Annotated in this window: 9 protein-coding genes and 1 pseudogene; 2 read left to right on the forward strand and 8 right to left on the reverse strand. The window is 73.9% G+C overall.

The features are described from left to right. From AB0I76_RS13145 to prmC, 4 genes are all read right to left on the reverse strand, one after another. The coding region (locus tag AB0I76_RS13145; RefSeq protein ID WP_357034108.1) for a transglycosylase domain-containing protein at nucleotides 1–1,750 on the reverse strand (1,750 nt) is incomplete at its 3' end. 116 nt (nucleotides 1,751–1,866) lie between these two features. Then, entirely contained in the window at nucleotides 1,867–2,481 is a 615-nt protein-coding gene (locus AB0I76_RS13150) for a phosphotyrosine protein phosphatase (RefSeq protein WP_357034110.1), read from the reverse strand. Beyond that, nucleotides 2,482–3,129, reverse strand: coding sequence for an L-threonylcarbamoyladenylate synthase (locus AB0I76_RS13155; RefSeq protein WP_357034122.1), 648 nt, complete (start codon nucleotides 3,127–3,129; stop codon nucleotides 2,482–2,484). It abuts the gene before it with no gap. Beyond that, nucleotides 3,129–4,076, reverse strand: coding sequence for a peptide chain release factor N(5)-glutamine methyltransferase (prmC, locus tag AB0I76_RS13160; protein WP_357034112.1), 948 nt, complete (start codon nucleotides 4,074–4,076; stop codon nucleotides 3,129–3,131). Before prmC ends, AB0I76_RS13155 begins: the two co-directional genes overlap by 1 nt. Nucleotides 4,077–4,151: 75 nt before the next feature. Between prmC and AB0I76_RS13165 the strand changes: the two genes are divergently transcribed. Beyond that, nucleotides 4,152–5,702 carry a GGDEF domain-containing protein gene (locus tag AB0I76_RS13165; protein ID WP_357034114.1) on the forward strand — a complete coding sequence of 517 codons (1,551 nt, stop codon included), beginning with the start codon at nucleotides 4,152–4,154 and terminating at the stop codon, nucleotides 5,700–5,702. 104 nt (nucleotides 5,703–5,806) lie between these two features. Here the strand turns inward: AB0I76_RS13165 and prfA are convergent, their stop codons facing one another. Both prfA and rpmE read right to left on the reverse strand, forming a co-directional pair. Beyond that, nucleotides 5,807–6,895 (reverse strand): peptide chain release factor 1, encoded by a 1,089-nt coding sequence (gene prfA / locus AB0I76_RS13170; RefSeq protein ID WP_357034116.1) that lies wholly within the window; start codon nucleotides 6,893–6,895, stop codon nucleotides 5,807–5,809. 100 nt (nucleotides 6,896–6,995) lie between these two features. Beyond that, complete coding sequence (gene rpmE, locus AB0I76_RS13175) at nucleotides 6,996–7,220, reverse strand: 50S ribosomal protein L31 (protein ID WP_357034118.1); 225 nt, start codon at nucleotides 7,218–7,220, stop codon at nucleotides 6,996–6,998. A 272-nt stretch (nucleotides 7,221–7,492) separates the two neighbouring features. Here rpmE and AB0I76_RS13180 point away from each other — a divergent pair, with 272 nt between their 5' ends. Next, nucleotides 7,493–8,389 carry an AAA family ATPase gene (locus AB0I76_RS13180; protein ID WP_357034120.1) on the forward strand — a complete coding sequence of 299 codons (897 nt, stop codon included), beginning with the start codon at nucleotides 7,493–7,495 and terminating at the stop codon, nucleotides 8,387–8,389. A 106-nt stretch (nucleotides 8,390–8,495) separates the two neighbouring features. Here the strand turns inward: AB0I76_RS13180 and AB0I76_RS13185 are convergent, their stop codons facing one another. Both AB0I76_RS13185 and AB0I76_RS13190 read right to left on the reverse strand, forming a co-directional pair. Then, complete coding sequence (locus AB0I76_RS13185) at nucleotides 8,496–11,165, reverse strand: phosphodiester glycosidase family protein (protein WP_357034124.1); 2,670 nt, start codon at nucleotides 11,163–11,165, stop codon at nucleotides 8,496–8,498. Nucleotides 11,166–11,184: 19 nt separating this feature from the next. After that, nucleotides 11,185–11,277 (reverse strand): annotated as a pseudogene (locus tag AB0I76_RS13190) (thiamine pyrophosphate-binding protein); the annotation flags it as partial.

The following is an 11,277-nucleotide window of genomic DNA, read 5'->3' on the forward strand; positions in this document are numbered from 1 at the left end:
GACGGTGCTGATCGTGGACGACGACGTCCGGAACGTGTTCGCGCTCACCAGCGCATTGGCCGGCGGCGTCGGTGACCGACACGACCGGCAGCGGCGCACACCACGTGCCCTCCGCCGCCACGGTGGCGTACGCGTTGGCCACGTCGAGCGGGGTGGTGGCCGAGACGCCGAGGGTGAACGGCCCCCAGGTGCGGGCACCGTGCCGGGCCAGCCCCGCGTCGTCGGCGGACCGGAACACGATGCCCAGCCGCTCGGCCATCTCCACCACCCGGTCCGCGCCGACCCGCTCGGCCAGCCACGCGAAGTACGTGTTCACCGAAAGCCCGAAGGCGGTCCACATGGTGTGCCGCCCGTCGACGGACGAGTTGGCGTTGCGGGGGCACCAGTACCCGTCGCAGCTCGTCGGACCGGTCACCGGGTAGCCGGTGACGATCCGGTCCGGGGCGTCGAACTCGGTCCGCAGCGGCAGCCCGGACTCCAGCGCGGCCAGCATGGTGAAGAGCTTGAACGTCGACCCGGCCTGGTAACCCTCGATCGCGCCGCCCCCGGCGACGAGCTGGTTGACGGTGTTCGGGCGGTTCTTCTGCCCGGCCGGGTTGGCCTGCACGCTGTAGTTCCGGTTCACCGCCATCGCCAGCACCCGGCCGGTGCCGGGCTGGACCACCGCGGTCGGTGCCGCGTACCGGTCGTTCGGCCCGTAGAGGCGCCGCACCTGCTCGGTCGTGGCCCGCTGCACCGCCGGGTCCAACGAGGAGACGATCGAGTACCCGCCGCGGCGCAGGCTGAGCTGCCGCTCGTCGACGGTCGCGCCGAACGCCGGCTGGGCGTTCCACCAGCGGGTGAACCAGTCGCAGAAGAAGCCCCAGTCGTTGTGCGCCTCCGGCACCGCCGTGCAGTCGTTCGGCGTCTCGCTGGGCCGCAGGTTGATCGGCTCGGCCTTCGCGCGGGCCGCCTCGTCGGCCACGAGCTGCCCCAGTTCCACCAGCCGGTCCAGCACGTACGCCCGGCGGCCGAGGGCGGCGTCCGCGTCACCGTTGATCGGGTCGTCGGTGTCCGGCGACTGGACCAGCCCGGCCAGCAGCGCCGACTCGGCCAGCGTCAGGTTGGCCGGGGACTTGGAGAAGTACCTCTTGCTCGCCGCCGCCACCCCGTACGCGCCGGCACCGAAGTAGGCGATGTTGAGGTAGCGGGCCAGGATCTCGTCCTTGCTCAGCTCCCGCTCCAGCGCGAGCGCGTACCGCATCTCCTGGAGCTTGCGCGCGGTGGTGATCTCGGTGGCCGCGCGGCGCTGCCGCTCGGTGAGCCGGGGATCGCTGCCGAGGACGTTGCGGACGTACTGCATGGTCAGCGTGGAGGCGCCCTGCCGGGTCGCGCCGTCGCGCTGGTTGACGGTGAAGGCGCGGATGACGCCGCGCACGTCGACGCCGCTGTGCTCGTGGAACCGGGAGTCCTCGGCGGCGATGATCGCCTGGCGCATCACCGGCGCCACCTCGGCCAGCGGCACGTCCACCCGGTCCTCCTGGTAGAAGGAGGTGATCAGGGTGGTGCCGTCGTTGGCGTACAGGTTCGACCGCTGGGCGGTCGGTGGCGTGCGCAGCGAGTTCGGCAGCTCGGAGTAGGGCGCGGCGAGCGCCGAGAACCCGATCCCGAACACCAGCGCGGCCGGGAGGGCCGCCGCCGCGAGCACCAGTCCGGCGAGTGCGCCGGCCATGAGTACGGTCATCAGTTTGTGAAGGTGTGCCCGGGTCATCAGCTCTCCCCGCCGGAGCCGTCAGGACCCGTTCAGAATGGCCCGAATGACCTTGTTCGCCGCCTCTTTCCCCCAAACCCGCAGAAAACTCGCACCTACGGGGTGAACGGGAAGGATTAGGGCAGCAGAGCGATGGCGAGGGGGTGGATGGACTCCTCGATCTCGTCGGCCACCCGGCTGAAGCACTGGTCGCCCCGGCCCCACGGGTCGTCGAGATCGTCCGTCGGCAGCGCCGCGGCACCCTGCCGCGCCGCGTGGGCGGCCTCCACCAGAGCGACGCCGCGGGCGTACACGGCAGCTCCGGTGGCCTCGGCCGGCGGCAGCCCGGCGGCGTCGACGGCGGCCAGCAGCCGGCCGAACTCCCCCAGCACGAAGGTGCGCGACGCGGCGTCCGGGCGCAGCGCCACCACGTACTCCTGCTGGTCTGCGGTGGCGGTGAGCACCAGGTCGGCGGCGTCGATCAGATCCGACCGCAGCTTGCGCGCGGCGAAGCCCTCCACGCTGCCGCCGCGCGTGGCGACCTGGCGGGCTGCCGGCGGGTTCATCTCCTCGCCGGCGTGCCAGCCCCCGGTGCCGGCGCTGTGGCTGTGCACCAGCTCGTCGGCGCGGCCGGGGTCGACGCCGCCCCGCCGGGCCAGCCGCTCCCGGACGGCCAGGGCCAGCAGCCGCTCGGCCATCGGCGACCGGCAGATGTTGCCCATGCACACGTGCAGCACCGTGAACGGGGGCACTCAGGCCACCCGGCTCTCGACGACGAGGTCCGGCACGACGTCCCGCAGCTTCTCGATCGGGATCGCACCCGGACGCAGCAGCCGCGGCACCTCACCGGTCAGGTCCACGATCGTGCTCGGCACCGGGTCGGCGGCCGGACCGGCCTCCAGGTAGGCCCGCACCGAGTAGGCGAGCTGGTCCCGGGCCTCCTCGGCGGTCACCGCCGCCGGCTGGCCGACCTTGTTGGCCGACGCGACCGCCATCGGCCCGGTCTCCCGCAGCACCTCGAGCGCCACCGGGTGCAGCGGCATGCGCACCGCCACCGTGCCGTTGGTGTCGCCCAGGTCCCAGCGCAGGCTCGGCGAGTGCTCGACGATGATCGTCAGCGCGCCCGGCCAGAACGCCTCGACCAGGTCACGCGCCGAGCGCGGCAGCGAGAACACCAGGCCGTCGAGCGTGTGCCGGGAACCGATCAGCACCGGCGGCGGAGCCGCCTGGCCCCCCTTGGCGTCGAGCAGCGCCTTGACCGCGTACGGCGTGAACGCGTCCGCGCCGATCCCGTAGACCGTGTCCGTCGGCAGGACCACCAGCTCGCCGTTCTTGACCGCCTCGATGGCCGCGGCGATGCCGCGGTCCCGGTCGGCGGGCGACCGGCAGTCGTAGAGCATCACGAGGAGCCAGTCTGCCACGCCGGGCCGGGGTCGGCGTGCCGGCGGTCGCCACGGCGGGACGCCGTGGCGAACCGGGGCCGCCCGGTCAGGTCCTCGTGGCCGGTGACCCCGGCATACCGGCCGTCGGCGGCGAGCAGCGCCGGCACCACGGTGCCGTGCGTGTCGTCGTGCTCGACGCCCAGCACCCCGCCCGGACGCAGGAGCTCCGCCGCCCGCGCCACCACCGGGCGGATCACCGCGAGGCCGTCCGCCCCGCCGAAGACCGCGCTCGCCGGATCGTGCCGTTCCACCTCGGGCGGTACGGCCACCTCGTCCGGCACGTACGGCGGGTTGCACAGCAGCACGTCGACCCGGCCGACCAGGTCGGCGAGCAGGTCCGGCGCGGTCACGTCCGCCTCCACCAGCTCGATCGGCCGGTCCCCCGCCGCCGCCCGGTCCGCCGCGTTGCGCCGCAGCCACCGCAGCGCGGCGGCCGACCGCTCCACCGCGACCACCCGGGCGCCCGGCAGCTCGTGCGCCACCGACAGGGCGATCGCCCCGGAACCGCTGCACAGGTCCACCACCAGCGGCTCGGCCGTCCGCGCGGCCTCGGCGATCCCCCAGCCGGCGAGCAGCTCGGTCTCCGGGCGCGGGACGAAGACACCCGGCCCGACCGCCAGCTCCAGGTGCCGGAAACCGGCGCTACCGGTGAGGTGCTGCAACGGCTCGCGCCGCGCCCGCCGGGCGACCAGCGCGTCGAACCGCTCGCGCTGCCCGTCGGTGAACCCGTCGGCGATGGCCAAGTGCCCCCGCGAAACCCCCAGGACGTACGCGGCCAGCACCTCGGCCTCCACCCGCGGCGCCTCGACCCCCGCATCGGCGAGCACCCGGGTCGCCCGGGACACCGAAACGGAGGGCCGTTCGCGTCTCGTCCCTTCGGACGGCTGTTGCGGCACCGTGGTCACGACATAATCATGCAAGCGTCGCCAGCGCCGGCACGAGCGGGTGCGGTCAGGCGCACACCGAGGAGGAGGTGACGGGTGGGTTGGCTCGACCGGGTCACCGACCAGGTTGACGCCCTCATCCGGGCACGCGACCTCCAGGAGTCCAGCCGGTCCGCCGAGGCGTCCGCGGTCCTGGACACCGTCCTGCGCACCACCACCGACCCGTACGCGCGGGCCGACGCGCTGGTGCAGCGGCTCTGCACGGTGCTGAACCTGGGCCGCACGGCCGAGTACACCCGGGCCATCGAGGAGGCCTCCGCGGCGGTCCGCGACCTCGCCGAGCCCTACCTGCACGGGCATCTCAACGCGCTCGCCGCGCTGGCCGCGCACCACCAGGGCGCCCTGGACCGCTGCGTCACCCACCTGGTGCGGGCCGCCCGCGCGCTGGGCGCGGTGGACGACCCCGACCGGGACACCGCGTGGGGCTGGCACGACCTCGCGATGGCCTACTCCTACCTCGGCTTCCACGGCTACGCCCTCAGCGCGATCGAACGCGCCCGGCAGCTCGGGACGGCCGCCGGCATCCCCGAGGAGACCTTCGCCGCCCCCGGCATCCGGCTGCGCAACGCGGTCGCGCTGGACCACACCGGCGACACCGACGGCTGCCTGCGGGTGCTGCGGGACGTCGCCGCCGACCTCGACCGTTTCCTGAGCTCCGGTCGGTCCAGCCGGCTACGGCCCAGCAGCCTCGCCGCGTACGGCTACGCCGCCGCCCGGCGGGCGGCCCTGGGCGACCGGCTGGACGTCGGCACCGACGCCGCGCCCGCCCGGTTGCTCTCGCACGGCGGCGACAGCGCCCGGGCCCGGGACATGCGCCAGCTCGGCCAGGTCTGCGTGGCGATCGCCGAGGGGCGGCCGATCGAGGCGGTCACCCGGCTGGACACCGTCCAGGTGTCCAACGAGACGCTGGGCGCGGCCGAGCCGGCCCGACTGCGCAGCGTCGCCCTCGCCCGGGCCGGCGACCACGCCGGGTCGCACCGGGTCGACCGGCTGGCGTTCCGGCTGGCCGCGCAGCGCAACGACCGGCTCCGGGACGTCTACATCGACGGCATCGCCGCCCGGATCGACCACGAGGAGATGCGGCGCGAGGCGGTCCGGTCCGAGGGCGAGGCGCTGACCGACCCGCTCACCGGCCTGCCGAACCGGCGCCGGCTGGAGCGCTACGTAGCCGCCGTGGTGGCCCGGGGCGAACGGGTGGTGATCGGCGTCTGCGACCTGGACGGCTTCACGGCGGTGAACACGCGGCACGGGCACCACTCCGGCGACCTGGTCCTGCAACGCGTCGCCGGGGTGATCAACCGGGTGATGCGGCGGGGCGACTTCGTGGCCCGCTACGGCGGCGACGAGTTCGTGGTGGTGCTCTCCGACGCCGGCATGACCGAGGCGGCGGAGGTGAAGCGGCGCATCGACGCGGCGATGCGGACCGAGGACTGGGAGTCCCTGGTGCCCGGCACCCCGGTCGGCGTGAGCATCGGCTTCGCGGAGGTCGGCGGCGGCGGCCCGGACCTGCGCGCCGCCCTCGTCGTCGCCTTCGAGGCCGCCGACCGGGAGACGCCCCGCGCGAAGGACCACCCGCGCGCCTCCTGACCGCTCGCACCCGGGCACCCCTCGGCCCGGCAACGTCCGGCAAAGAGTGGCCACCCGCCCTCGGATGACCACTCTTTTCGTGAGAGTGCGGGGAAGGTGCCGCGTCAGCGGCGGGTGAGCTCCGGGTCGCCGGCGAGGCGGGCGGCGCGGTCGGCCTCCCCGAGGGCGTCCAGCACGCCGTCCAGGTCACCGCCGAGAGCAAGATCCAGATTGTACGCGGTGTAGCCGATCCGGTGGTCGGTGATCCGGTTCTGCGGGAAGTTGTAGGTGCGGATCCGCTCCGAGCGGTCGACCGTACGCACCTGCGCCTTGCGGGCGTCCGAGGCGGCCGCGTCGGCCTCCTCCTGGGCCGCCGCCAGCAGCCGGGCCCGTAGGATCCGCATCGCCTGCTCCCGGTTCTGGAGCTGCGACTTCTCGTTTTGGCAGGAGACCACGATGCCGGTCGGTACGTGGGTGATCCGCACCGCCGAGTCGGTGGTGTTCACCGACTGCCCACCGGGGCCGGACGAGCGGAACACGTCGATCCGCAGCTCGTTCGGGTCGATGGTGACGTCGACGTCCTCGGCCTCGGGCAGCACCAGCACACCGGCGGCGCTGGTGTGGATGCGTCCCTGCGACTCGGTGACCGGGACCCGCTGCACCCGGTGCACGCCGCCCTCCCACTTGAGGCGGGACCACACGCCGTTGCCGCCCTCCGGGACGCCCTTGGTCTTGATCGCCAGCGACACGTCCTTGACCCCGCCGAGGTCCGAGTCCTGCGCGTCGATCACCTCGGTGAGCCAGCCACGCCGCTCGGCGTACCGCGTGTACATGCGCAGCAGGTCGCCCGCGAACAGCGCGGACTCCTCACCGCCCTCGCCGGCCTTGATCTCGACGATGACGTCCTTGGCGTCGTGCGGGTCGCGGGGGATCAGCAACTCGGCCAGGCGCTCCTCCAGCGCCGGCAGGGATGCCGCGATCGACTCCGCCTCGCCGGCGAAGGACGGGTCCTCCGCGGCCAACTCCTTCGCGGCCACCAGGTCGGCCCGGGCCTGCTCCAGCTCACCGGCGGCCTTGTGCAGGGGCACCAGCTCGGCGTACCGGCGGCCCACCCGGCGGGCGGTGTTCTGGTCGGCGTGGATGGCCGGGTCGGCCAGCCGCTTCTCCAGCTCGGCGTACTCGTCGAGAAGGGCGGCCAGACGCTCGCTGCTCATGCTGCGGGTGCTCCTTCGACGGCGCCGGGGCGGGACGGGGGCGGAATACGGACGACGCCCGCGTCCGGCGGAAAACCGGACGCGGGCGTCGAACGAGGAGTTACTTGGCCTTCTTGGCCTGAACCTTGGCGTACTTCTGCTGGAACTTCGCGACCCGGCCCGCGGTGTCCAGAACGCGCTGCTTGCCGGTGTAGAACGGGTGGCAGGCGCTGCAGGTCTCGACGTGGATCGAGCCGCCCTTGGCGGTGCTGCGGGTCGTGAAGGTGTTGCCGCAGGAGCAGGTGACGTCAGTCGTCGCGTACTCCGGGTGGATGTTGGGCTTCATGTCGCCTCGGTCCTTTCGTGGGTGGTCGCCGGGTCGCCCCCGTCGTGGCGTACGCGACGGATTTCGGGCGTGAACCGGAACCGGTGGCCGATTGACCAGTGTGCCATGGGCCCACGCCGGCTCGACACTCGGGCCGCACAGCAGGTCCGGCTTCGACAACGTACGCCGCCCGTCACGCATTCCCGCCTCCCGGCCGGGCATTCACGCAGGCGTGACCGCCGGGGTTCGTACCCCTGTCGGGGCACGTGGCCGACGACACACGGAGGGACCTGATGGCCCGCCTGATCGCCACCCGGGGACTGCCCGCCTCCGGGAAGACGACCTTCGCCCGGACGCTGCAACCCTCCGTGGTCCGCGTCAACCGCGACGACCTGCGCCGGATGCTGCACGGCGAGCGGCTCTTCACCCAGCGGGCCGAGTGGCACGTGACGCTCGTGCAGCGGGCGCAGGTGGAGACGCTGCTGCGGGCCGGGGCGGACGTCTGCGTCGACGACACCAACCTGCGTTCGCGGACCCTGCGGGACTGGGCCGACCTGGCCGCCCGACACGGGGCCGAGTTCGAGGTGCACGACTTCACCGACGTACCGCTCGAGGAGTGCCTGCGCCGTGACGCGGCCCGGGCGGAGGCCGACCGGGTCGGCGAGGCGGCGATCCGCCGCCTGCACGAACGCTACCTGGAGGGCCGTGCCCTGCCGCTGCCGGTGCCGACGGCACGGACGGGACGCCCGGCCCGGGTGCACCCTCCGTCCGACGAGCCGCCGGAGATCGTCCTGGTGGACATCGACGGCACCGTCGCGCTGAACGTCTCCCGCAGCCCGTACGACATGACCCGGGTCGGTGAGGACGAGCCGAACCCGGCGGTGATCGCGGCGGTGCGGGCCATGCACGCGGCCGGGTACGGGGTGGTCTTCTGCTCCGGCCGGGACGCCTCGGCCCGGGCCGCCACCGAGGCGTGGCTGGACCGGCACGTCAAGGTGCCCTACCTGGCGCTGCACCTGCGGGCGGTGGGCGACTCGCGCAAGGACTCGGTCGTCAAGCGGGAGATCTACGAGCGCGAGGTCGCCGACCGGTACCGGGTGGTCGGCGTCTTCGACGACCGGATGCAGGTGGTCCGGATGTGGCGCGAGCTGGGCCTGACCGTCTTCCAGGTCGCCGACGGCGACTTCTGACCCGTTGTAAGGAGGGGCCCCTTCTTAACGCCTCCGGTAGAGAAAGGACCCCGCTTAGCACCCGAGGCCCGCACCGGTACCGGTGCGGGCCTCGGCTCCTTGCACCTCAGCCAGTGGTGAGGGTGATCGTCGCCTCGGCGTGCACCCCGTTGACGTCGACGGCGAGCGTCACCGACGCGCCCGGCCGCAGGGCGGTGAGGTGACCGGTGACCGGGTCGAAGCGCGCCACGTGCCAGGGCTTCAGGCCGGCGACCGAGCCGATGTGCAGGTTCGACGAGGCGGACCAGTCGGCGCTCACCGGTGCCGCCACCGGCACCGTACGCCCGCCCGGCTGGGTCACCGTCGCGGTGACCGGCACTCCGGCGCCGACCGCGACCGTCGCCGGTGCGGCCAGGGCGAGGGCGTCGACGTGCGGGTGGAACTCGGCGTCCACCCAGCGCGGACCCTCGGCGAGCGGGTTCCGGCGGGCCCGGTCCGCCTCGGCGGGGGTCACCGGGTCCACCCCGAACTCGGTCCAGCCGGTGAAACCGCCCTGATCGGCGGGGCTCGACGGGCCCTTGCCCGAGTTGCCGTTGACGACGTACGGAACACCGTCGACCCGGTCGGCGTGGAACTGGCCGACGTGCCCGCCGACGAACAGGGCGCCCTTGCCGGTGCGGTGCTGGAAGTCGGCCAGCCACTGCTCCAGCAGCGCCGCCTCCTTCCGGTCGCCGAGCTGGCTCGCCTTGGCCGCGCCCGGGTCGCGGGGCGGGTGGTGGTGCACGACGACCACCGAGCCGACCGCGTCGTCCCCGGCGGCGGAGTCGAGCGCCGACCGGAGCATCCGGATCTGGTCGAAGCCGCCGCCGCGCAGTGAGCCGGTGGACGAGTTGAGGGTGACGAAGCGGGTTCCCTCGTGGTCGAAGACCCGCTCGGTGTCGCCGAAGACGGCCCGGAAGTTGCTGATCGGCGCACCCATGATCTCGTGGTTGCCGGGCACGTAGTGGTACGGGATCTCTCCACCCAGCTCCTCGTCGAGGATCCGCTTCGCCAGCGCGAAGTCCGCCGGGTAGGCGGTGTCCACCAGGTCACCGTTGATCACCAGGAAGTCCGGCCTCGCCGCCCTGACCTCGCGGAGCGTACGGCGGGCCTGGGCGACCAGGTCGCTGTCCGGTGCCGCCGCGACGAACTGGGCGTCGGACATCACCGCGAAGCGCCACGGCGCGCCGTCCACGGCGCCGTCGCGGAGCACCACCCGGTCGGTACGCGGCGCCTCGGCCGGCACGTCGACCGTCGGCGGCACCTTCGCCACCAGGTCGTCGATGACCACCTCGCTGGTGTACTTCGCGGCGGCGTTGGTCTCCGCCACGTAGAACCGGCGGACCCGGACGGGGTACTGCACGCCGGACGGCACGGTGAACTCGACGTACCGCCAGCCCTTCCAGTCGATCAGTGGGCCGCGCAGCACGTGCTGGGTGTCCTGGGCGTCGTGCAGGTGCAGGCTCGGCCACTCGCCGGTGCCGTTGCCGTGGATCCACACGCCGAAGGCCTGCGGCTGACCGGGGACCGGGATCCACGCGGGCGGGTTGGCGTACGCGGCCCGGGTGCCGGTCGACTGGCTGAAGTCGTACGTCATCCGCAGCCCGGTACCGGTGCGGCCCGGCACCGGGGCGACCGCGCCGCTGGCCCGGGCCTGGCTGAACGTCCACGACGCCGCGTCGTCGAACCCGGCGACCGGCACGTCGGTCAGCCCGACCGTCACCGGTACGACGGTGCTGTTGCGTCCGACGCGGACGGTGACCAGGGTGGAGCCGCTGGCGCGCAGGGCGGTGGCGGACAGGTTGCCGTCGGCGGTGGGGGTGACGCGCAGCAGCTCGCGGTCGTACTCCAGCGTCAGGTCGGCGGGCTCGACCGGGGCGGTGTTGCCCTCGGCGTCGTACCCGACGACGCCGAACAGCGCCGTCCCGCCGACGGTGGGGAGGCCGACGCGGTCCACCGTGGAGTCGATCCGGGCCAGCGGTCCGAGCACCGTGAGGTCGATGGTGCCGTGGGCCTCGTCCCGCCAGGCGGTGACCGTGGTGGTACCGGGCGCACCGGCGCGGAACACCCCGTCGTCGTCCACCGTGCCGTGCACCGCCGGGTTGGCCCGCCACGCCGGTGCGCCGGCCGCCGGGCCGTACGTCTCGTCGTGGCCGGCGGCGGTGAGCCGGCGGGTCAGGCCGGGGAAGACCCGGTCCGGCCGGCCGCCCCGCACCGGGGAGACGCCCGGCGCGGTGGTCGGGTCGCTGGCGGTCTCCAGCCAGTACCCGGTGAGCCGTCCGCTGCCCTTCGGGGCGTACAGGGCCAGACCGTTCGGCACGGCCCGCTCGGTGCCGTCCGACGGGCTGTTCTCCACCTGCACCGCCGCCGCGCCCGGCTCCCGGGCGAGCAGCGTGGACGAGCCGCCACCGTCGAGGTTGAGCGCGTGGTGGGCACCGAGTTCGGCCATCATCCGGCCCATCTCGGTCTGGGTGACGCCCCTGCTGTCGACCTGCCGACCGTCCACGGTGAGCATGATCATGCGCCGGCCGTCGGCGGAGAAGCCCACCGACGTGCGCGGCGCCAGGGTGGCGTCGGCGATGCTCTGCACCACACCGTCGCGGACCAGCACGTTGCCACCGCCGACCGCCGCGCGCAGGGTGCTGCCGTCGGCGGCCCTCGGGCGGTACGTGACATCGACCGGGTCGCCGGGCTTCAGCCCCGCGAGGCCGTCCGCGCCGGCGTCGCGGCCGAGCAGGATGGTGGTGCCGGCCGGGATCGGCCCGCTGCCGGCCGTGCAGCTTCGCCACCGCCTCGGCGGCGAAGACGGCCGACTGCTCGTGCCGGACGTCGTAGAGCGGGAAGCCGGCCTTGTGCGCGGCGTCGTAGAG

It is taken from the genome of Micromonospora sp. NPDC049799 (assembly GCF_040656655.1).
Lineage (GTDB): Bacteria > Actinomycetota > Actinomycetes > Mycobacteriales > Micromonosporaceae > Micromonospora.